General features: G+C 71.1%; 16 protein-coding genes and 1 pseudogene. 14 read left to right on the top strand and 3 right to left on the bottom strand.

The annotated features are described in order from the left end of the window. Positions 1-18: 18 nt before the first annotated feature. The 4 genes and pseudogenes from BLW09_RS14520 to BLW09_RS19310 form a co-directional block, all read left to right on the top strand. The gene (locus tag BLW09_RS14520) at positions 19-3,084 is read left to right on the top strand and encodes an FtsX-like permease family protein (protein WP_089914171.1); all 3,066 of its coding nucleotides are present in this window, start codon (positions 19-21) and stop codon (positions 3,082-3,084) included. After that, positions 3,081-5,780: an ABC transporter permease gene (locus BLW09_RS14515; protein WP_089914168.1), complete on the top strand. Its 2,700-nt coding sequence runs from the start codon at positions 3,081-3,083 to the stop codon at positions 5,778-5,780. The genes BLW09_RS14520 and BLW09_RS14515 overlap by 4 nt, the downstream gene beginning before the upstream one ends. Next, a complete protein-coding gene (locus BLW09_RS14510; RefSeq protein ID WP_089914165.1) occupies positions 5,777-6,694 on the top strand; it encodes an ABC transporter ATP-binding protein in 918 nt (305 codons plus the stop codon). The genes BLW09_RS14515 and BLW09_RS14510 overlap by 4 nt, the downstream gene beginning before the upstream one ends. Further along, a pseudogene (locus BLW09_RS19310) lies at positions 6,691-7,509 on the top strand (ABC transporter ATP-binding protein); the annotation flags it as partial. The gene BLW09_RS14510 and the pseudogene BLW09_RS19310, both read left to right, overlap by 4 nt. Here the strand turns inward: BLW09_RS19310 and BLW09_RS14500 are convergent. After that, positions 7,414-8,115, bottom strand: a complete 702-nt coding sequence (locus BLW09_RS14500) for a YoaK family protein (protein ID WP_089914162.1) — start codon at positions 8,113-8,115, stop codon at positions 7,414-7,416. The pseudogene BLW09_RS19310 and the gene BLW09_RS14500 sit on opposite strands and share 96 nt — an antisense overlap. Before the next feature lie 170 nt (positions 8,116-8,285). Here BLW09_RS14500 and BLW09_RS14495 point away from each other — a divergent pair, with 170 nt between their 5' ends. The 5 genes from BLW09_RS14495 (at position 8,286) to BLW09_RS14475 (ending at position 13,853) form a co-directional block, all read left to right on the top strand. Then, positions 8,286-9,323 (top strand): LacI family DNA-binding transcriptional regulator, encoded by a 1,038-nt coding sequence (locus tag BLW09_RS14495; RefSeq protein WP_089914160.1) that lies wholly within the window; start codon positions 8,286-8,288, stop codon positions 9,321-9,323. Between the two features lie 145 nt (positions 9,324-9,468). Continuing rightward, on the top strand, positions 9,469-10,803 hold the full coding sequence (locus tag BLW09_RS14490) for an ABC transporter substrate-binding protein (RefSeq protein WP_089914157.1): 1,335 nt from the start codon (positions 9,469-9,471) through the stop codon (positions 10,801-10,803). Positions 10,804-10,950: 147 nt separating this feature from the next. After that, positions 10,951-11,808, top strand: a complete 858-nt coding sequence (locus BLW09_RS14485) for a carbohydrate ABC transporter permease (protein ID WP_089916937.1) — start codon at positions 10,951-10,953, stop codon at positions 11,806-11,808. Next, positions 11,805-12,716, top strand: coding sequence for a carbohydrate ABC transporter permease (locus BLW09_RS14480; RefSeq protein WP_089914154.1), 912 nt, complete (start codon positions 11,805-11,807; stop codon positions 12,714-12,716). Before BLW09_RS14485 ends, BLW09_RS14480 begins: the two co-directional genes overlap by 4 nt. Positions 12,717-12,755: 39 nt before the next feature. Further along, positions 12,756-13,853, top strand: a complete 1,098-nt coding sequence (locus BLW09_RS14475) for a glycoside hydrolase family 172 protein (RefSeq protein WP_089914151.1) — start codon at positions 12,756-12,758, stop codon at positions 13,851-13,853. A 78-nt stretch (positions 13,854-13,931) separates the two neighbouring features. Here the strand turns inward: BLW09_RS14475 and BLW09_RS14470 are convergent, their stop codons facing one another. After that, positions 13,932-14,954, bottom strand: coding sequence for a LacI family DNA-binding transcriptional regulator (locus BLW09_RS14470; protein WP_089914148.1), 1,023 nt, complete (start codon positions 14,952-14,954; stop codon positions 13,932-13,934). Positions 14,955-15,111: 157 nt separating this feature from the next. Between BLW09_RS14470 and BLW09_RS14465 the strand changes: the two genes are divergently transcribed. Genes BLW09_RS14465 through BLW09_RS14445 form a run of 5 tightly spaced genes read left to right on the top strand, consistent with a single transcriptional unit; the run spans position 15,112 to position 20,439 of the window. Next, positions 15,112-16,464, top strand: coding sequence for an ABC transporter substrate-binding protein (locus BLW09_RS14465; RefSeq protein WP_218857118.1), 1,353 nt, complete (start codon positions 15,112-15,114; stop codon positions 16,462-16,464). A 2-nt stretch (positions 16,465-16,466) separates the two neighbouring features. After that, the gene (locus BLW09_RS14460) at positions 16,467-17,468 is read left to right on the top strand and encodes a carbohydrate ABC transporter permease (RefSeq protein ID WP_231946871.1); all 1,002 of its coding nucleotides are present in this window, start codon (positions 16,467-16,469) and stop codon (positions 17,466-17,468) included. After that, positions 17,465-18,289, top strand: a complete 825-nt coding sequence (locus BLW09_RS14455) for a carbohydrate ABC transporter permease (protein WP_089914142.1) — start codon at positions 17,465-17,467, stop codon at positions 18,287-18,289. Before BLW09_RS14460 ends, BLW09_RS14455 begins: the two co-directional genes overlap by 4 nt. A gap of 3 nt (positions 18,290-18,292) precedes the next feature. Next, positions 18,293-19,285: a glycoside hydrolase family 68 protein gene (locus tag BLW09_RS14450; protein ID WP_089914139.1), complete on the top strand. Its 993-nt coding sequence runs from the start codon at positions 18,293-18,295 to the stop codon at positions 19,283-19,285. Next, on the top strand, positions 19,282-20,439 hold the full coding sequence (locus tag BLW09_RS14445; protein ID WP_089914136.1) for a serine hydrolase domain-containing protein: 1,158 nt from the start codon (positions 19,282-19,284) through the stop codon (positions 20,437-20,439). The genes BLW09_RS14450 and BLW09_RS14445 overlap by 4 nt, the downstream gene beginning before the upstream one ends. 108 nt (positions 20,440-20,547) lie before the next feature. On the opposite strand, the gene BLW09_RS14440 is transcribed toward BLW09_RS14445, so the two are convergent. Then, positions 20,548-21,843, bottom strand: coding sequence for an enolase C-terminal domain-like protein (locus BLW09_RS14440; protein ID WP_089914131.1), 1,296 nt, complete (start codon positions 21,841-21,843; stop codon positions 20,548-20,550). Positions 21,844-21,873 lie beyond the last annotated feature (30 nt).

Genomic DNA, 21,873 nt, shown 5'->3' with positions numbered 1-21,873 from the left:
TCGCGCTACGTTGGGACAATGCGTGCAGGGGACGGGCAGCTCGGTCGAGTTCGCCCGTTCTGGCTGCTGCGGAGCCGTGCACAGCGCGGAACGCTCGTGTCCACCGGCCTCGTCGTCGTGGTGATCGCCTTCCTGGCGTCCGTCATGACCGGCCTGGCGCTCCGGTCTCCGGATGCGGCGGTGCGGGCCACCCTGGAGCATGAGCCGGCTGCGGCGACCTCGCTCGCGCTGCAGGCGTCGCAGGGATCCGACCCGGAGGTTCAGGACGCCGCGGTCCGGTCGGTCGTGGCGCGCCAGTTCCGTGGCATCCCGCTGCGGATCGCGCAGACCGCATTCGTGCCGGAGGTCGCCGTGGCGGGCGGCGGCAGCGCGACATTGCTGGTCGCCTCCGATGCCCTGGAGGAGCGAGCGCGGCTGATCTCGGGACGCTGGCCCGCATCCACCTCCGGCCCGGGCGCGGGCGAGGCGGCGGTCGACACCGACTTCGCCCGCACGCACCGGCTCGGTCTCGGCGATACGGCCGTCCTCTCCGGCCCGGACGCCCCGGTCACCGTCACGGTGGTCGGCATCTGGCATCCGATCGCGCCGGCGTCGGCGGCGTGGCTGGGCCTCACCAGCGGTGCCGGCGCAACCGACGGTCGCGCGATCGTCTCGGAAGCGCTGGCGGGTCGAGCGGGCGACGGCACATCGGTGCAGTGGGTCCTCACCCCGGACGCCGACCGCGTCACCGCCGTACAGCTACCTGCTCTGCAGACCGGCCTGGCCGGCATCGCGGACGCGCTGAGCGACGACTCGACCGCAGCGGCCAGCCCGTTCTCGTCGAGTGGCCAGGCGCTCGCGACGACGGCGGCCATGGGCCGTTCGGTCGTCGCCGTGCGCGCCGTCATCCCGATCCCGCTGAGTGTCCTTGCAGTGTGCGCGGTGATCGCTCTCGTGCTGCTCGGCCGTCTGCTCGCCGACGCGCGCCTGGTCGAGACGCGACTGCTCCGGTCGCGCGGCGTGACCCTTCCCTGGCTCGCGCGTGCGACGGCTGCGGAGTCCGGCGCCGTCGCGCTGCTCGCTGTGACCGTGGGAACAGCCGCCGCCCAGGTCGTCCTCCTGCCGCTCACCGGCGGGCCTGCTGTCGGGCTCCCCGGAGCGGTGGATGTGCTGCTCCCACCCCTCGCCGCTCTCGTCGCCGCCGTGGCCGCCGCCACGCTGACGACCGTGCTGTCGGCGCGGTCGCTCACCGATGCACCGGGAGTCGTCGAGGCGGGCAGGGGCCGAACCGCCGTCTCGGCCGGTCTCGCGGTGCTGGCGATCATCGCGGCCGCAGTGGCCCTGTGGCGGTTCGTCGTCTTCAGCTCATCGACGGCCTCGGGAGACGGGGGAGGGATCGATCCGGCCGGTGTCGTCGCCCCGGCCGCGGTGCTCAGCGCCATCGCGCTCCTCGGGCTGTCGCTCTTCGGCCCGGCGGCCGGTGCCGTCGAGCGGCTCGCCGGCCGCGCGCGCGGCGTCGCCGGCGTCCTCCCCGCGCGTCAGGTCGGGCGCGGGATCGCGCTGTTCTCCGGTCCCGTCGCCCTCATCGTCCTCACGGTCGGCGCGCTGACGTTCGCGGCGGGATATGCGGGCACGTTCTCCGGTTTCCTCCGCGACTCCACCGTGCTCACCACCGGAGGGACGGTCCGCGCCGATCTCGGTGCCGGCGGCAGCCCGGACGACGGCAGCGACCTGTCCGGTGCTGATCGCCTCGAGAGGGAGGGGGTCACAGCGTCCCCGGCCATCGTCGACGACGCCACCATCGGCGACACGGACGCTTCCGTGATCGTCATGGACACCCGCCGCCTCCCCGCCCTGGTTCCCGTCGGTGGATACCTGCTCGACACCGGCGCGCTCGCCGCCTCCCTCCCCGGCACTGCCGGGCTGCCCGGAGCGGACCTGCCCGCCGGCACCCGGTCGGTGGCGCTGCGTGCGACGGCGGCGTCGGCCTCCGGTGCGGCGGCGCCGACGCAGATGACGGTGTGGATGGCGACGACCGCGGGCGAGGCGGTCCCGATCAGCGCGCGGCCGGCGGCCTCCGGTGACGTCGTGATCGCGTTGCCCGAGAGCGTCGGGCGTCGGCTCGTCGCCGTGGATGTGACGACCGAGTCCGCGGGCGCGACCGACGTGACCGTCACGGTAACCGGACTTCCTGTCGCCTCGAAGCCCGCCGGGGCGTGGTCGCTCGCGCCGACCGCTTTCGGGGCGGAGACGTCGTTCCGCGCCGCCGGGACCGGTCGAGCCTCCGCAGCTCTGCTCGCGGGGAGGGTGACCACGCGTTTCCTGCCGGACGCCGAGCCGACGCTGCGGGTCGCCGTCACGACGGCTCTCGCCGCGGACGACTCGCTCCGGGTGGGTCAGCAGATCGACGTGAACAGCCCCGTCGGCGGGCTGACCGCGACCGTCGATCGCATCGTGCCCGCGTTGCCCGGGACGACCGCGGAGCGCGCCGTCCTCGCGGACTACTCCGCGGTCACCGCACAGCTGCTCCGGACGACGCCCTCGGTGGCGCGCGCGACCTCGATCTGGGCCGCCGGCGCCGACACAGCGGCTCTGGAGCGCGCCGTCTCCCGCATCGCCGGAGCGGATGCGGTGGTCACGACCGCGGAGGGCGACTTCGTCTCGCGCTTCCTCGGCGGCGCCGTGCTGAGCATCTGGCTGGGCGCGGCCGGTTGCGCGCTGCTGGCGGTCGCCGCCGTGGCCGCCGCGATCTCCTCCGCGCTGCGCCTTCGCCGCGGCGAGGTCGTCGTGCTCCGTGCGGTCGGCCTGTCCGCGAAGCAGCAGGCCTGGACGCGACGGGCCGAGGTCATCGGCGTCTCAGCGGCCGCAGCCCTGTTCGGTCTGGCCGGTGGTGTGGTCGTGGTGCTGCTCGTCGGCAACACGCTTGCGCGGCTCTCGGTCGTCACGGCGCCGTCGACGCTGTCGGTGCAGGGGCGCGTGGACCCGCTCGGGATGGCTGCGGGCCTTCTCGCTCTGCTCGCCGCTCTCGCGGTCGCCGTCTGGGCCTACGGGCGGTCCGTGCGGCGTCAGGCGCACGACACGGCCCACCGGGAGGAGACCCGGTGAGCGCGCGTCCCGTCTCGGACCTCCGACTGTTCCTCCGCTCGCTCCGGGCGTTCGGAGGCGGACTCGCGCTGCTCGGTCTGGTCGCCCTCGTGACCGCGACGGCGCTGGCCGCCTGGCCGCGGGTGAGCAGTGAGATCCTCGGCGGTGAATTGCGCCAGGAGCTCAAGCAGGCCGGAGCGGGGGGCCGTGACCTCACCACAGCGATCCGCACCGGCGTGGTGTCGAACGGACCGGCCGTCGATCCGGTCCGGCTGTGGAACGGCCTGCCGGGGATCGCGGGGGAGGTGCGCGACCGGATGGCGCCGGCGCTCCGTGCGGTGACCGCGCCGGGCGACACCGCGGCGCGGAGCGACGAGCTCCCGACCTCCGCTCCGGCGGGCGCGGCGAGCAACAGCCGCTACTCGATCACCGTCGAGGCCTACCGCGGCCTGCGGAAGACGGCGCGGCTCGTGGACGGGGCGTGGCCCACGTCCGCCGGCGTGTCGGCGGCCGCGCCCATCCCGGTGGTGCTTACGGCCGGCACCGCCCGGCTGCTCGACTGGCGCATCGGCGAGGACCGGCAGTCCACCGCCGTGCCCGGGGAGGACCTCTCGTTCCGGTTGACGGGCACGATCGCGCCCCGGGACAGCTCCGCCGACTTCTGGGATCTCGACGTCAGCCGGGCGCGCGGCCGCGTCGTCGACGGCGGCGACTCCGGCAAGGATTTCGGAGGGGTCGCGTGGGTGGATCCCGGAATCTGGACGGATCTCGCACCGCGTCTCGACGCCACCTTCGCCTCGATCTGGTTCCCCGTCCAGCCGCAGCGGTTCACCACAGAGGACCTTCCCGCTGTGCGCAGCGCGCTGGGTGGGTTCCTGGCCTCCCCACTGTCGGTCACAGTGGGTGACGCGACCGTTCCGCTCGCGGTCGCCACGGCGGTGCAGGGACCGCTCGACGAGTTCGCCGCCAGGGCGCAGCCAGCCCAGACCCTGTTCGCGATCCTCGTCAGCGGCCCCCTGGTGGTCGCGTTCACCGTTCTGGCGCAGGGGGCGCGCCTGGTTGTGGACCGCCGGCGAACCGCGCTCGCGCTGATGACCGCGCGCGGCGCATCCCCGGCCCGTCTCCGCATCGAGCTGGCCGTGCAGGGTCTGCTCGTCTCGGTTCCCGCCGCGGCTCTCGGGCTGGTCGCGGCGGTGGGACTGACCTCGGGCGGCGTGCCCCTGGCGCTGCCCGTCGCCCTCGCCGCCTTCTGCGCGGTGCTGCCCCCGATCGCGCTGGTGACGGCGGCCGGAGCGCTGTCTCCCTCGGCCGGGCAGCGCGGACGCTCACGCTGGACCTGGGTCGCCGAGACGGTGGTCATCGGCCTGGCCGCGCTGAGCGTCGTGCTGCTCACCCGGCGCGGTCTCGCGTCGCCGGCCGCCGGCCTGGACGTCGACCCGCTCACCGCCGCAACCCCGGTCCTCGTGGCGCTCGCCGCCTGCGTGGTCGTCGTCCGGCTGACCCGGTACCCGATCGGCTGGCTCGCGGCTGCCTTCCGGCGCGGCCGCGGACCGGTGGCGTTCCTCGGCGCCTCGGCGGCTGGGCGATCACGCTCCGGACTGCTCTGGCCCGTGTTCACCCTCGTCGCCGGCGTGAGCATCGCGCTCTTCTCGGTCAGCATGCTGGCAACGGCGACAGCCGGTGTGGCGGAGGGTGCGCGCATCCGGGTCGGAGCCGATCTGTCGCTCACCGCCGCATCCACCCTCAGCCAGCGGCAGGTGGATGCGGTCGGCGACCTCGCGGGCGTCCAGCGCACGGCCACGGTCGAGTGGGCCGGCGGCCTGCGCCTCACCGCCGGCGGAGTGTCGTCGGACGTCTCCGGCTACCTCGTGGACCCCCGGCGGCTCGACGCGGTGCAGGCCGACCTTCCGCCTGCGGCGCGGCTCTCCTCCGCCCTGAGGGGCGGGATTCCGGGGCGCACCGCCGCAGCACTCGGCGGCTGGTCGAGCCAGATCCCGATCACCAGCGCGCTCGTGGTCACCGGCGGCACCAACGTGCACCTCGCGGTGAAGGAGCTCGATTTCGTACCCGGCATCTACGTGCGGGATGCCGAATGGGTCTACCTGGACAGCACCGCGCTCCCGGCGTCGAGCGACATCTCGGGCCGCCCGCAGACCGTGCTGGTGAAGCTCGCTCCGGGCGCGGACGCGGCGCGAGTCCACGCCGAGCTCACCCGGATCGGTGGAGAGGGGGCTGTGGTCGGTGACGCGTTCGCCGAACGCGACGCCCTGAGGTCGTCCCCGTTGGTGGCAGGCACCGAGCTGGTGGCCGTGCTGTCGATCGGGCTGACCGTCCTGCTGTGCGTGGCGGCGCTGCTTCTCACGCTGGTCATCAACACGTCCGCCCGGGTGCGTCTCGTGGCGACACTGCGGACCATCGGATACAGCTCGCGCCAGACCGCCGGAGTGCTCGCCTGGGAGCTCGGGCCCGTGCTGGTCGTCGGCATCCTCGCCGGAGCCGTCGTCGGGATGGTGCTGCCCGCCCTCGTGCTGGAGCCGCTCGACCTGCGCGGCTTCACCGGCAGTCCCGTCCAGCCACCCGTCGTGCAGGACCCGCTGCTCGTCGCCGCGGCGTTGGCCGGATTCGTCGTCGTCGCCGTCGTGGCGACGCTCGTCGCCCTTGCCACGGCACGTCGTCGTTCGGCGGCGGCGGTGCTGAGGATCGGAGGAGGAGAATGACCACCGTGACCGCCCCTGCCGACGCAGCCATCGACTGCACCGACCTGGTCCGCATCTTCACGGCCGACGGCATCGAGGTGCAGGCGCTCCAGGGACTCACCCTGCGCGTCGAGACCGGCGGCTTGGTCGCCATCGTCGGGGCGTCCGGTTCGGGCAAGTCGACGCTCCTCGGCATCCTCTCCGGACTCGACAAACCGACCGCCGGGTCGGTCACCGTGGCCGGCCGCGACCTGCTCGCGCTGCGCAGCCGCGAGCGCGTGGACTACCGGCGCCGGACGGTCGGATTCGTCTGGCAGCAGACCTCGCGCAACCTCCTCGGGTACCTGACCGCGCGCGAGAACCTGGCCCTCGCGATGTCCGTCGCCGGAACCGGCGACCGCGATCGGCGCGCGACCGAGCTGCTGGAGCTGCTCGAGGTCGGGCACTGCGCCGACCGCCGCCCGACCGAGATGTCCGGCGGCGAGCAGCAGCGCGTCGCGATCGCGGTCGCCCTGGCCAACGAACCGCGCGTGCTGCTCGCCGACGAGCCGACGGGCGAATTGGATGAGGCCACCAGTGCCGAGGTGCTGGAGGCCATGCGCGGGGTCAACCGCGAGCTGGGCGTCACCACGCTGATCGTCACGCACGACCCCACCGTCTCGGAGCATGTGGCGCGCACGGTCCAGATCCGCGACGGACGCACGGCGACCGAGGTACTGCGGCGTACGGGCGTCAACGACGAGGGCAACGAGCACACCGTCGCCGAGGAGTTCGCCGTCCTCGACCGGGTGGGGCGGCTGCAGCTGCCGCAGGAGTACCTCACCACTCTCGGGATGCGCGACCGGGTCCGTTTGGCGCTGGAGCAGGACCACGTCGGCGTCTGGCCGCACGTCGCGGACGAGCAGCACGCAGCACACGAGGAGGACGCCCCGTGACGATCGCAGAGACTCGATCGGGCGGTCGCGACGAGCAGCGGGCCGTCCCGCTGCTCGTGGCCGAGGGGGTGACCCGTACCTTCGACACGGCGGCGGGCACGGTGACAGCGCTCGCCGAGGCGAGTCTGACGGTCCGTCCCGGTGAGCTGGTCGTGGTGAGGGGCCCGTCGGGTTCCGGCAAGACGACCCTCCTGAACGTGCTGAGCGGCCTCGATCGGGCCAGCGGCGGTCGCATCGTGCTCGACGGCGTGGACCTGTCGACCGCGTCGGAGGCGCAGCTGGTGGAGCTGCGGCGCCGCAGCACCGGGTTCGTCTTCCAATCGTTCGGGCTGGTGCCCGTGCTGTCCGCGGCGGAGAACGTCGAGCTGCCGCTCCGCCTGCTCGGCGTCGCCCCGGCGGAGCGCGATGCCCGGGTGGATGCGTTACTGGACAGTGTCGGACTCGGCGGACATGCGCGGCAGCGGCCGACGGAGCTCTCCGGCGGTCAGCAGCAGCGCGTCGGCATCGCGCGGGCGTTGGCGGGCGAGCCGCGCATCCTGTTCGCCGATGAGCCGACCGGGCAGCTGGACAGCATGACCGGCCGCGCGATCATGGACCTGCTGGTCGCCCTCGTCCACGGCCAGGGGATCGCCGCGGTCGTGACCACGCACGATCCACTCCTGATGGCGCGCGCCGACCGGGTGCTCGAACTGCACGACGGACGGCTGGACGCCGGGACGTCACGCCCGCGCGGCCGCCACGCGGCGCCCCTCGTGGGCGGCGAAGTGCCCGACCACGGCGGCACCCGCGGTCACCACCGTGGCGAGTCCGAGCGGGAGGGCGATCCCGAACCGCAGCAGCAGGGCGCCGACCAGGGCGCCCAGTGCGATGAGCACGACCGCGCCGGCGCGGCGGCGCCACGGCTGGCCGGATCCGCCGGCGAGCAGTGAGTCGGCGGCAAGGCCGGTGATGGTCGAGGTGACGACGACCGTCGTCACATCCTTCACGGCCAGATGCCGCGCGACGGCCGCCTGAAACCCCATCGCGGCGGCGAGCAGGACCGTGATGCCCAGCTCCCAGGGCTTCGGGGGGACGCCGCCCGTCGCGATCGTGACGCCGGTGAGCACGGCGAGGGCTGCGGCGACCGCGGTGAAGGACCAGCTCGTCCGCGTGTTCCAGCCGATGGTCTCGCGCCGCAGCGTCCGGCCGCCGATCACGGCTCCGGCCATGAATGAGGCCAGCGCGACCAGGGGCCCCACCCAGGGCAGGCCCTCGGCGCCGACGATGGCCATCCCGAGGATGACGACGTTGCCGGTCATGTTGCCGGCGAACACCTTGTCGAGCCCGAGATAGCCGACCGCGTCGACGATCCCGGTGGAGAAGGTGAGCGCGAGCATGAGCACCAGGGTCATCTCGCTCTGCCGTTTGCTGTCGTCGGTCATCTGGCCTCCTTCTGCCGCAGACAGGATCGCATGACGTCGGCGGGACCCCCGCATCGGAGAGCACGCATAACGAGTTCGTAACGGCCGTTTGCGTCAACGCGTTTGACGCTCATAGCGTGACGTCAATCGATTGAAGTCAACCGATTGACGCACAGAGCGAAGGAGCGCCGATGCTGACGATGAAGGACATCGCCTCGCACGTCGGCGTCTCCGTGTCCAGCGTCAGCCTGGTGCTCAGCGGCCGGGGCGAGGGCCGTGTCAACGCGTCGGTCGCCCAGCGCATCAAGCAGGTCGCCGACGAGCTCGGCTATGTGCCCAACCAGCTGGCGCGGTCGCTCAAGACCAAGCAGAGCCGGACGATCGGGATGGTGTCCGACCAGGTCGCGACGGTGCCGTTCTCCGGCCACATGCTCGCCGGAGCGCAGCAGGCGGCCTGGGACAGCGGCTTCATGCTGATGCTCATCGACACCTACGGCAACGACGAGGTGCAGACGCCCGCCGTCCAGTCCCTTCTGCAGCGCAACATCGAAGGCCTGATCGTCGCGACCAACTTCCACAAGCTGGTCGACCTGCCGCTTGTGCCGCCGACGATGCCGGTCGTCATCCTCGACGGCCGCCCCTCCGACGACGACGCCCACCCGACGGTCGACTACGTCGTCCCCGACGAGGAGCTGGGGGCGTACACCTCGACCCGCCTGCTCATCGAAGCCGGCCACACCCGGATCGGCTTCTGCGACGTCCGGGCGTACCCGATCGCGTCGCGGCTGCGCGCCCGAGGCCATGAGCGGGCACTGGCGGAGGCGGGGCTGCGCCGGGACGAGAGCCTGACCGTCGTGGCAGAGGACGCGGCCACGCGGTTCGCGGTCGAACCGGCCCGGCGGCTCCTCGACCGCGACGACCGCCCCACAGCGGTGTTCTGCTTCAGCGATCAGACCGCCATGGGCTTCTACCAGGTGGCCAGGCACCTCGGGCTGGAGATCCCCCGCGACCTGTCGATCGCCGGGTTCGACAATCAGGAGTTCGTCGCGGAAGCGCTCGACCCCGGTCTCACCACCGTCCAGCTGCCCCACCGCGACATGGGCGAATGGGCGGTGCGCCGCGTCGTCGGACGGCTGGACGGATCCCTCGACGGGGCAGAACGCGAAGGGTTCCTGATGCCCTGCGCTCCCGTCCTCCGACAGTCCATCGGGCCGCCGTCCGGCAGCTGACCGCCCCGCGCCCGAATCCACCCGCACCACCCACCGGAGGCACCGGTGGCGTGAGCCTGCCCTCCTGCCCGGCCGCCCCACCGAATCCACCCGCCACCGAATCCACCCGCACCACCCCGAACACCCGATGCAAAGGAGCAACGCAATGACAACACCCCGGAAACCGGGCGGCCGCACCGTCGCCCGCCTCGCCGCCGCAGCGGCGGCGGTCGCCGTGGCCGCCGCCGGCCTCGTCGGCTGCAGCAGCGGCAACGGCGGTGACGCCGGCACGACGTTCACGATCCTTCAGTACGAGGACCCGAAGACGGCGCAGGGCCAGGGCTGGCAGCTCGCCCTCGAGATGTTCAAGAAGAAGCACCCCGGCGTGAAGGTCGACTTCCAGACCACCAGCTTCGACGCCGTCCGCAAGAACGCCAAGCTCACCCTCGGCGGCAACAAGGTGCCCGACGTCGTCGAGTTCAACAAGGGCAACGCCGACGGCGGCCAGCTCGCCAGCCAGGGGCTGCTCTCGCCGCTGGACGACCAGGTGAAGAAGTACGGCTGGGACAAGAAGGTCACCGGCGGCATGCAGTCCTTCGCCAAGTACGACGAGCAGGGCAGAGCCGGATCCGGTGAGTGGTACGGCATCCCGAACATCGGCGAGTACGTCACCTTCTACTACAACAAGGACCTGTTCGCGAAGGCCGGCATCGCCGCAGAGCCGAAGACGATGGACGAGTTCGTCGCCGCGATGCAGAAGCTCCAGGCCGCCGGGATCACGCCGGTGTCGTCCTCGGCCTCGACCAACCAGGGCTTCAACCAGATGTGGGTCTGGTATTCCCTCGTCTCGGCGTACGCCGACCGCTCGCAGATCGACGACTTCATGTTCCTGAAGGGCAAGGTCGACTTCTCCGCCGACCCATGGAAGAAGGGCACGGAGCAGTTCCAGGAGTGGATCGACAAGGGCTACCTCGGCACCGACCTCGCCGGCCTCACGTACGAGCAGGCGAACGTCAACTTCCTGAGCGGGAAGACCGGGATGCTGATCTGGAACAACGGAGTGTTCTCGCGGGTCAAGGACCAGAAGGACTTCGCCTGGGGCTACTTCACCCTCCCCGGCGCGAACATGTCGATGGGATCGTCCGGCCACCTGTGGGGCGTGCCCGCGAAGGCGAAGAACAAGGACCTCGCCTACGACTGGATCGACACGACGCTGAGCCCGGAGGTCCAGAACAAGATCGGCGAGCTCGGCGGCCTGCCGCTCGCGGGCGACTCCTCGAAGATCAGTGATCCGGTGACCCGCGCGTACACCGAGCGCTTCGACGAGATCGTCAAGGCGGACACCCTGACCTTCTACCCGGACTACCCGGTCCCCGGCTTCCTGGACTTCATCCAGACCAACATGGCCGCGATGTCCAACAAGAACGAGACGGCGGACGAGTACATCCAGAAGCTGCAGAAGTTCTACGACGACGGCAAGAAGGCGACAGACCAGGGCTGAGCGGAGGGGCGGAGCCGCCGACCGCGGCTCCGCCCCTCCCTCCGATCCGGAGAGCATGACATGACGACAGCGACACCAGCCGCGGCGCCCCCGCTACGGCGCCGACGGGCCGGACGACGCGCCGGGTACTGGATGTACCTCCTCCCGATGATCATCGGGACGGCGGTGATCGTCCTCCTCCCGTTCGCGATGAACGTGTTCATCAGCCTCTTCCGCTGGAAGGGCGGCATCGCCCCGATGCGCTGGAACGGGCTGCAGAACTACATCGACCTGCTGCACGACTCCCAGTTCTGGCTGGCGTTCACGAACACGATCTTCATGATCGTCGGCATCGTCATCGTCCCCACCCTGCTCGGCCTGCTGCTGGCGGCGATGCTCTTCGACTACATCGGCCGGGAGTTCGGGGGCAGGACGGCCGCATTCCTCCGGGCGACCTACTATCTGCCGCAGATCCTCCCCATCGCGGTCGCCGGCTTCATCTGGAGCTGGGTGCTCGCCACCCAGAACGGCCTGTTGAACAGCGTGATCGAAGCGCTGGGCGTGAAGAGCCCGCCCGACTGGCTCGGCGACCCGAGCATCGCGATCTACGCCGTGATGCTCATGCTGATCTGGCTGCAGCTCGGCTACCCGGTGGTCATCTTCATGGCCGCCCTGCAGCGGGTCGACCCCGAGCTGTACGAAGCAGCCTCCCTCGACGGCGCCGGCTGGTGGCGGCGGTTCCGCGCCATCACGGTCCCGCAGATCCGGCCGGAGGTGTTCGTCGTGGTGATCACCGCGACCGTGGGGGCGCTCAAGGTGTTCGCGCCCATCCTCATCCTGACCGGGGGCGGTCCGGAAGGCTCGACCGTCGTGCCGTCCTACTACTCGTACCGGAACTTCCTCGAGCTCTCCAAGGTCGGCTACGGCTCGGCCATCGCCACCGCCATGTCCATCGTCATCTTCCTCGTCGCCGGCGTCATGCTCTGGCTCCAGCGGCGGGGCGCCCGAGAGGAGGCCGCCGGATGATCACGACGACCGCACCCACCGACTCCCGTCCGCGTGGGACGGAGGCGCCGCAGCGGACCGTCCACGCGGGCAGCCGCCGACGCAGGCCGCGCCGGCCGCTCCGCTGGCTCATCCTCGCGGCGGCCGTGCTGATCGCGCTGGTCATGCTCGCGCCGCTGGTGCTCCTCGTCCTCAACGCGTTCAAGACCGGCACCGACTACTCGGCCCACGGCCCGCTCGCGCTTCCGACGAGCTGGAGCCTGCAGTCGTTCCAGGACTACCTCGACCGCGTCGACTTCCTCCGCGCCCTGTGGAACTCGGTGGTCATCTCGACGCTCGTCGCCCTGCTCGGCACGCTCGTCTCCCTGCTGAGCGCCTACGCGATCGGAGTCGGCCGGGTGCGCGGGAGCACCGCGCTGCTCGCGGTCTTCCTGCTGGCGACCATGCTGCCGCAGGAGGCGCTGATCTACCCGCTGTTCTACGGAGCGCAGGCGACCGGCACCTTCAACACGGTGTGGAGCGTCATCATCGTCTTCACCGTGCTGCAGGCGGCCTTCGGCACCTACCTGCTGTCGAGCGTGATGTCGACGCTGCCGCCCTCGCTGCTCGAGGCCGCCGCGCTCGACGGTGCCGGGCGCTGGCGCATCCTCTGGTCGGTGGTCTACCCGGTCATGCGGCCGACGCTGTCGGTGCTGATGGTGTTCTTCTTCGTCTGGACCTGGAACGAGTTCTACATCCCGCTCATCCTGCTCTCGGACCAGTCGGTGCAGACCGTGCCGATCGCGCTGGCGACCCTCCAGGGGCAGAACTCCATCGACATCACCTCGCTGAATGCGGGGTCGCTGCTCTCGCTGCTGCCGACCCTGGTGTTCTTCATCATCTTCCAGCGCACCCTGAGCCGCGGCGTGACCGTCGGCTCGGTCAAGTAGCCATCCGACCCGATCCATCGAACCGACCTGAGGAGAACCGTGCTTCCCACCCTGTCCGACCTGCTCGCCGCCGACGGCGTGCGCTCCCGCTCCATCAACGCGGAGAACCCGACCGGCGCGCCCGGCGCCGCCGCGGCGGCGAGCTCGCACCTCGGCCCCGGCCGGAAGGGGAGCGCGTACGCGGCCCTGCCCGCCGGCGGCAGCCTGACGCTTGCCGACATCGAGGGCCCCGGCGTCATCCGCCACATCTGGATCACCGTGCCGGACCGCACGGACGGCGGCCCGTTCGTGCTGCGCGACCTGGTGCTGCGGATGTACTGGGACGACGAGGAGCAGCCCGCGGTCGAAGCCCCGCTCGGCGACTTCTTCTGCAACGGCTTCGCCGCGCGGGCGCTGGTCACCTCCGAGCCGATCGTGGTCGCGCCGACCGGGGGGATGAACTCGTACATCCCGATGCCGTTCCGGCGGCGCGCGCGCATCGTCCTGGACAGCGACCACGCAGCCTCGATCGACCATGTGTTCTTCCAGGTCGACTACACGGTCGGCGACGACATCCCCGAGGGGACGCCGCTCTTCCACGCGCAGTGGCGCCGCTCCAACGCGACGACGGCGCCGGGGGAGGACCATGTCATCCTCGACGGCGTCACCGGCCGCGGCCGCTATCTCGGCACCTACATCGGCGTCGCCTCGCTCTCGCGGTACTGGTGGGGCGAGGGCGAGGTGAAGTTCTTCGTCGACGGCGACACCGACCTCCCGACGCTGTGCAGCACCGGCCTCGAGGACTACGCGGGCGGCGCCTGGGCGTTCCAGGACGAGCTGCGTCACGACCCGGAGCCGGTCCCGCTGACCTTCAGCGCACCGTACTGCGGCTATCCGTTCTTCAGCACGCGCGACGAGACGCGCGGCGGCACCTTCATCACCTCCACCGCGCCGATGCACGCGCTGTATCGGTGGCACCTGCCCGATCCGGTCTTCTTCGAGAGCGACGTCCGCGTGACCGTGCAGCAGATCGGCGTGTGGGACAAGGGCCTCTTCGAGCGCACCGACGACGTGTTCTCCGTCGCCTACTGGTACCAGAGCGGCCCGCGTCCGGAGGCTCCGGCCTTCCCGGACGCCGCGGCCCGCATCCCGCGCTGAAGCCCGCCGCCGAGTTGCGACATCATGTCGCAACTCGGCCCGAATAGGCGCAACGACTCACACCTCGGCGGGGCTGGGTCAGTGCCGGGCGGCGACCGACGCCCGCTCGATCACCGGCATCGGGATGAGCTCCTCGCCCGCGGGGCCGGGGTGCAGCAGCAGCTCGACCGATCGGGCGCCCATCGCCTCGTGCGGGAGCGCGACGGTCGTGAGCCCGGGCCGCAGGTACGCGGCGAGCTCGTCGTTGTCGAACGAGACGATGGAGAGGTCGTCCGGGATGCGCAGGCCCGCCTCGCTCGCCGCCTGGTAGGCGCCGAAGGCGAGCCGGTCGTTCATGGCGACGATGGCCTGCGGGCGGTCCTTCCGGCGGAGCAGCTTCCTGGTCGCCTCGTAGCCCTCGTCGGGCTCCCACAGCCACACCGACGTCTCCGACACGAAGTCGAGATCGAGCTCCGCCATCGTGTCGCGGATGCCGGCGACGCGCTGTGCGACGGTCGCCGACCGGAACAGCCCCTTCTCCTTCGCGTCGCTCTGACCCAGCAGGGCGATCCCCTCGCGGAAGCCGGCGTCCGCCAGCACGTGCACGGCCGACCGGCCGCCGCCGTACTCGTCCGGCAGCACAGCGTGCGGGAAGCGCGCGTTGGTGGCGTTCAGCATGACCACCGGGGTCTCGATCCGCATGTCGGGCAGGAACAGCTCCCGTGCGCGCATGGTGGCGAACACGATCCCGTCGACCTGCCGGTCGAGCGCCGCGCCGATCGCCTCGGTCTCGCGTTTCGGCTCGCCGTCCGTCTCGAGCACCATCATCACGTGACCGGCCGTCTCCGCCGCATTCAGCGCGCCCTTGATGAGGCCGGAGGCGAAGCGGGTGGTGGCGACCACGTCCGAGATGAACGCGATGGTGTGCGTCTTGTCGGTCTTGAGCCCGCGGGCGGCCACGTTGGGCCGGTAGCCGAGTTCGGCGGCGGCCGCGTGGACGCGGTCGTGGGCGTCCTGCGAGAGGCGGGTGTCCGGGCGGCCGTTGAGGATCATGGACGCGGCGGAGACGGAGAGGCCCGCCTTCCTGGCGACGTCGGCCAGGGTCACGCGCTTGCTCAGCATCGAGACGTCCTCCTCCTGCTTCGGGATGGTAGCCGCTGGGCGTGCCGATCGCGGAACGCAGTTGACAATGTGCGCGACGTATCTCAGTATAGGGCCTGCTGAAAGCATTTAGCACTGGGATCGGTATCGACCCATCCTGTCGACGAAGGAGTCCTGCATGTCCACAACCTCTCGCGGGCGGAGGGTGCGCGGCGCAGCAGCCGCCGGCCTCATCGCCTCGCTCACCGCACTCGTCTTCACCGGATGCGCCCCCGGATCGTCCACTTCCGGGGCGACCACCGCGACCGACGTCAGCACCAAGCTCACCACGGACAAGGTCCAGCTGACGATCGCCGACGAGACCGGGTTCCCGCTGACGGACGACCTCACCAAGGAGTTCACGAAGCAGCACCCGAACATCACGTTCAAGATCACCCGCGACACGTTCCAGAACCTCACGGCCAACGCGCCCAAGCTGCTCGCCAGCTCGACGCCGCCCGACCTCATCCGCCTCCCCACCCTCGGCGACACGGTCAAGGACGGCCTGGTCGCCAACCTCGACCCCTTCTTCACGGCCTACGGCTGGGACAAGTGGTCGCCGGCCCAGCTCGCTCCGCTGCGCATGACCAAGGACGGCGTGCGCGGCAGCGGCTCCCTGTACCAGCTGGGTCTCGGCTACAGCGTCACGGGCATCTTCATGAACACCAAGCTCGCCGAGCAGGCCGGGATCACCGCGCCGCCGGAGACGCTGGGTGAGCTCGAGGCCGACTTCGCGAAGGCCAAGGCGGCCGGGATCGCGCCGCTGATCGAGGGCGACAAGGACGGCGTGGTGAACTTCACCGTCCAGGCGGCGATGAACCAGTACGCCGACAAGGCGAAGTTCCTCGACTGGATGTTCAACAAGCCGGGTGCGACGTACAACACCCCGGGCAACGTGAAGGGCGCCGAGCTCATCCGGAAGTGGGCGGACGCCGGCTACTTCCCGTCGGACATCAACGCGCTCGACTACTTCACGTTCGTCAGCCGCTTCCAGGACGGCGGTGGCGTCTTCACCTTCAACGGCAACTGGGAGGCCGCCAACTACGCCAAGAAGCTCGGCAAGGACGTCACCTTCTTCTTGGTCCCGCCGGCGGAGAAGGGCGGAGACCACGTCGCGATGGGTGCGGCGAACTCCTTCTCGGCCGCGGCCAAATCGAAGCACCTCAACGAGGTCGCCTACTTCCTGAACTGGGTGCACACGAACGACAAGGCGCGTCAGATCGTCGTCGACGTGACCGGCGCTGCGCCGGGCGGCGACCCGGCCCAGGCCCAGCCGAAGGTCGAGAAGGGCTCCATCACGGAGCAGGTGCTCGCGGCGGCGGCGCAGATCGCCAAGGAGGACGGCCAGGTCGACTTCATGGCGAACACGACGGCGGGCATCTACGCCGGCGCGATAATCCCGGAGTCGCAGCTGCTGGTGACCAGCAAGATCAGCGGCCAGGAGTTCGTCGACAAGGTGCAGGCGTTCTACGAGCAGGAAGTGAAGAAGTAACGATGACCTCGGTGCGACCCCGCGCGGGCGACGACACGACCCGCCACTCCCCGTCGGCGCGACGGGCGGTTCGCGACGGCTCGCGCGGGGCCGCACCCGGGACCCCCGTGCGCCCGGCCGCCCGGAGACGGCAGGCCGGGCGCACGGGGAGGATCGGCTGGCTGCTCGTCGCGCCCGCGCTGTTCTTCTACGCGGCCTTCGTGCTGTGGCCGCTCATCCAGGGCGTCCAGTACTCGTTCTACGACTGGAACGGGATCGGCGCCTCCACCTGGGTCGGACTCTCGAACTACCTGACCGTCTTCACCGACCCGGACCTCCTCGGGGCGATCAGGAACGCGTTCATCCTCATCGCGTTCTTCACCGTCATCCCGGTGGTCGCGGGGCTGGTGCTCGCCACGCTCATCCGCTCCGTCCGCGCCGGGTTCTTCTCCAGCCTCTCGCAGACGGTGCTGTTCCTGCCGCAGATCATCCCGCTCGCCGCCGCCGGAATCGCCTGGTCGTGGATGTACGCCCAGACCGGCGCCGTCAACCAGATCCTGGGATGGATCGGGCTGGGCGGCCTGGCCCGGCCGTGGCTCGGCGACTACCAGACCGCGCTGCCGGCCGTCGGGCTGATCGGCTCGTGGACGCTGACCGGCCTGTGCACCGTGCTGCTCCTCACCGGCATCGGCAAGATCGACGCCTCCCTCTACGAGGCGGCGCGGCTCGACGGCGCCGGCTGGTGGCGCGAGTTCTTCACCATCACGCTCCCCGGCCTCCGGCAGGAGCTCGCGGTGCTCATCACCATCACGATCATCGCCGCGCTCAGCAGCTTCGACATCATCTACACGACCACCCTCGGCGGCCCGGGCAGAGCGACCCTGGTGCCGGGCATCTCGATCTACCGGATCGGGTTCACGCAGAGCGAGGTGGGGCTGGCCTCCGCCTTCGGCATCGTGCTCATGATCCTCGTCCTCGTGGTCGTCCTCCCGATCCAGCGCCTCTCGAAAGTCCGTGACCAATGATCGTCAATCCCGTCGAGAAGTGGACGGGCCGTGTGCTGCTCGTCCTCGTGCTCGTCCTCACCGTCATCCCGCTGCTCAACATGGTCTCGGCGGCGCTGCAGCCGGCCGACGTCAACCCGACCGGTCTGGCGTGGCCGACGAACCCGCAGTGGGGCAACTTCGTCGAGGCCTTCAACACCGGCCACGTCTGGGAGCTCCTCGGCTCGAGCGCCCTCATCGTGCTCGGGGTCGTCCCGATCAGCCTCGTCATCGCGAGCCTCGCCGGCTACGCCCTCGGCAGCCTCCGGATGAAGGGGTCGCGTGCGCTTCTCATCCTCTTCGTGCTGGGGCTCACCATCCCGTTCGAGGCGCTGATCATCCCGCTGTACTACGAGATGCAGTCGCTCAACGTTCTGAACACGCAGTGGGCGATCATCCTGCCGCTCATCGGGCTGTTCATGCCGTTCAGCGTGTTCTGGATGCGCGCCCACTTCGTCGGAGTGCCGACGGAGCTCTCCGAGGCGGCCAGGGTCGACGGGGCGGGGATGTGGCAGGAGCTCCGGCTCATCCACCTCCCGCTCGCGCGCCCCGCGCTGTCGGCTCTCGGCATCCTGCTGTTCCTGTGGACCTGGAACCAGTTCCTGCTGCCCGTCGTGCTCATCGCCGACCCGCTGCAGCGCACGGTGGCCGGGGCGCTGACGTTCTTCCAGGGGCAGTACAGCCTCAGCATCCCGCTGCTGAACGCGGGTGCGCTGATCATCATCCTCCCGACGATCCTGGTCTTCGTCATCTTCCAGCGCCAGTTCATCCGGGCGCTGATCCAGGGCGCGGTCAAGGGCTGACGGATGGGGTTCAGCAGAGACGGTCACTGGGTCTGGGATTTCTGGGTCGCCGACGACGGCGACCTCTTCCACCTCTTCTACCTGCACGCGCCGGTGTCGCTCGTCGACCCGGACCTGCGGCACCGCAACGCCCGGATCGGGCACGCGACCTCCTCGGATCTGATCGCCTGGGTCGACCACGGCACGGTGCTGGGCCCCGGCGGTCCGGGCGACCTGGACGCATCGGCGACCTGGACGGGCAGCGTCGTCCGCGACGGCGACGGCGCCTGGAGGATGTTCTACACGGGGTCCGTGTTCCTCTCGGCGGGCGAGATCACCAACATCGAGACGATCGGCGTCGCGGTGTCCGACGATCTCTTCCACTGGCGCAAGGACGACCGCCTGCGGCTGCAGGCCGACCCGCGCTGGTACGAGGTGCTGCCCGACCGCACCTGGCACGAGGAGGCGTGGCGCGACCCGTGGGTGTTCCGCGACCCCGAGGGCGACGGCTGGCACATGCTGATCACGGCCCGCGCACGCGACGGCGCCTCGGCCCGCGACCGCGGCGTGGTGGGGCACGCGGTCTCGAACGACCTCGTGGACTGGCGCGTCCAACCGCCCCTCACGGAGCCGGGCGCCGGGTTCGCGCACCTGGAGGTGCCGCAGAGCGTCCGCCTGGGCGGACGGGACTGGCTGCTGTTCTCGTGCGACACGGCCCACCTCGCCGGCGACCGGATGGCCGGCCCCGGCGGGATCTGGATCGCACCCGCCGCGTCACCGCTCGGCCCGTTCGACCTCGGAGCGGCGGAACTGCTCCTGGACGAGCGCTACTATGCGGGACGTGTCGTGGTCGGCCGCGACGGGTCGCCGCACCTCCTGGCGTTCGAGAACACCGGGGAGGCCGGCGGGTTCGGCGGCCGGATCACCGACCCGATCGCGCTGACGCTGGAGGCGGACGGCGCAGGAGGGATGCGGCCCCGGGCCGCCATCGACGACAGAGAGACGGAGACCACATGACCGACGTGATCGAGGGCACCGCCCAGGCCGGCTTCGACGGGGTCGCTTCGGCGTTCGCCGATGCGTTCGCCGGGAGGCCGACGATGGGAGCCGCGCTGTCCGTCCGGGTCGACGGCCGGCCGGTCGTACAGCTCTGGGGCGGCGTCAAGGACGAGCGCGACGGGCGGCCCTGGACCGCGGACACGGCCTCCGTGGTGTTCTCGTGCACCAAGGGCGTCATGTCCATCCTCGTCGCCCGCCTCGTGCAGGACGGCCTGCTCGACTACGAGGCGCCGGTCAGCCGCTACTGGCCCGAGTTCGCCGCGGCCGGGAAGGGCGGTGTGACGGTCGCCGAGCTGCTGTCGCACCGCGCCGGCCTCTCCGCGCTGCGCGAGCGGCTCACCCTCGACCAGGCGCTCGACTGGGAGACGGTCACCGGCCTCCTCGCCGCTCAGGAGCCGCTGTGGGCGCCGGGAACCGGCTACGCCTACCACGCGCTCACCCACGGCTGGCTGGCGGGTGAGCTCGTCCGCCGCGTCACCTCCACGATGCCCGGCGCCTACCTGGCGTCGATCGCCGCACCCTGGTCGGACGACCTGTGGATCGGGCTGCCCGCCGACCGTGCCGACCGCGTCGCGCATCTGCAGGCGTCGGAGAGCCAGGTCGAGGCGGGGGAGCAGCTGGAGCAGGCCGAGTCGCCCTGGACGGCGCTCGCCATGACGCTCGGCGACGCCTTCCCGCCGGAGCTCGTGACCCCGGAAGGCGGATTCAACGACCCGCGGGTCCGGGCGGCGCAGATCCCCGGCGCCGGCGGCATCGCGACCGCGGATGCGCTCGCGGCCCTCTGGTCGTCGACGGTGGCGGAGACCGACGGTGTTCGGGTGCTGGACGACGACGTGCTCGATGCCGGCCTCATCCCGATGAGCGGGGGAGAGCCGGTGTTTCCGACGCCCGGACCCTGGCCGCGCTGGGCGCGGGGCTTCCAGCTGGACTCGGAGGCGCGGCGGTACCTCGGTCCGTCGAGCCTCGGCCACGACGGGGCCGGAGGACAGGTCGCCTTCGCCGACCGCGACGACCGCGTCGGCTTCGCGTTCGTCACCAACTGGATGGAAGCGGGAGCCGACGAGCGGGCGACCAACATCGTCGCCGCGCTGAAGCGCGCGCTCGGCCGCTAGCTCGGCCGCTAGCTCGCCGCTAGCTCCCCGCGAGTTGCGACATCACGTCGCACCTCGCGCCGAATGGGAGCAACGACTCACCCCTCGATCCGCCGGCGGAGCCCGGGCTCAGTCGACGAGGAGGGCCGGCGCGACCTCATGCTCGTGCAGGGACGAGGCGAGCATCTCCATCCCGATGCCGGGCGCCAGCGGGGCACGATAGCGGCCGCCGGTCACCTCGGCCGGGGTGACGAAGTGCTCGTGCAGGTGCGTCGTGTACTCGATCATCCGGCCGTCCTGGCTGCCGGAGACGGCGACGAAGTCGAACATCGAGAAGTGCTGCACCGCCTCGCACAGGCCGACACCGCCGGCGTGCGGGCAGACCGGGACTCCGAACTTCGCCGCCAGCAGCAGGATCGCGATGTTCTCGTTGACCCCGGCGACGCGGGTGGAGTCGATCTGCACGATGGATGCGGCCCCCGCCTGCAGGAGCTGCTTGAACAGCACGCGGCTCATCCCGTGCTCGCCGGTCGCGATCGGGACCGGCGCGACGGCCTGGGCGATCGCGGCATGCGCGAGGATGTCGTCCGGGCTGGTCGGCTCCTCCACCCAGGCGAGGTCGAAGGGCTGGAGGGCGCGGATCCACTCGATGGCCTGGTCGCGGTCCCAGCGCTGGTTGGCGTCGATGGCGATCCGGATGTCGGGGCCGACCGCGTCCCGGGCGACCCGGAGGCGGCGGAGGTCGTCGTCGAGCCGGTCGCCGACCTTCAGCTTGATCTGGGTGAAGCCGTCGTCGACCGCCTCGCGCGCCAGGCGGCGCAGCTTCTCGTCCGAGTAGCCGAGCCAGCCGGGCGTCGTCGTGTACCCGGGGTAGCCGTCGGTGAGCAGCTCCGCCTCGCGGGCGGCGCGGCCCGGCTCCGCGGCGCGCAGCAGGTCGAGCGCCTGCTCGGGAGTGAGGGCGTCGGTGAGGTACCGGAAGTCGACGAGCGCGACGAGCTCCTCCGGCGACATGCGGGAGAGCAGCTGCCACAGAGGGAGGCCGGCGCGCTTGGCCTTGAGGTCCCAGAAGGCGTTCACCACGGCGCCGATCGCCATGTGCATGACGCCCTTCTCGGGCCCGAGCCAGCGGAGCTGCGAGTCGTGGACGAACTCGCGCCAGAACCCGCCGAGGTCGTCCAGGATCGCCTCGACGTCCCGGCCCTCGACGCGGTGGGCGATGGCCTCGATGGCGGCGACCTGGACGTCGTTGCCGCGGCCGATCGTGAAGACGAAGGCGTGGCCCTCGTGGCCGTCGGCGGCGTCCGTGGTGACGCGGAGGTACGCGGCGGAGTAGTCCGGATCCGGGTTCATCGCATCCGACCCGTCCAGCAGGGCCGATGTCTCGAACCGCACATCCAGGGTCTCGAAGCCCGTGACGATGCTCACGCCGTTGTCCTCTCGCTCGTCGTACTCAAT

The sequence above is a fragment of the Leifsonia sp. 21MFCrub1.1 genome (assembly GCF_900107895.1).
Taxonomy (GTDB): domain Bacteria; phylum Actinomycetota; class Actinomycetes; order Actinomycetales; family Microbacteriaceae; genus Leifsonia; species Leifsonia soli.
Note: the sequence above shows the minus strand (reverse complement) of the source record. Positions and strands in the feature narration are given on the sequence as shown.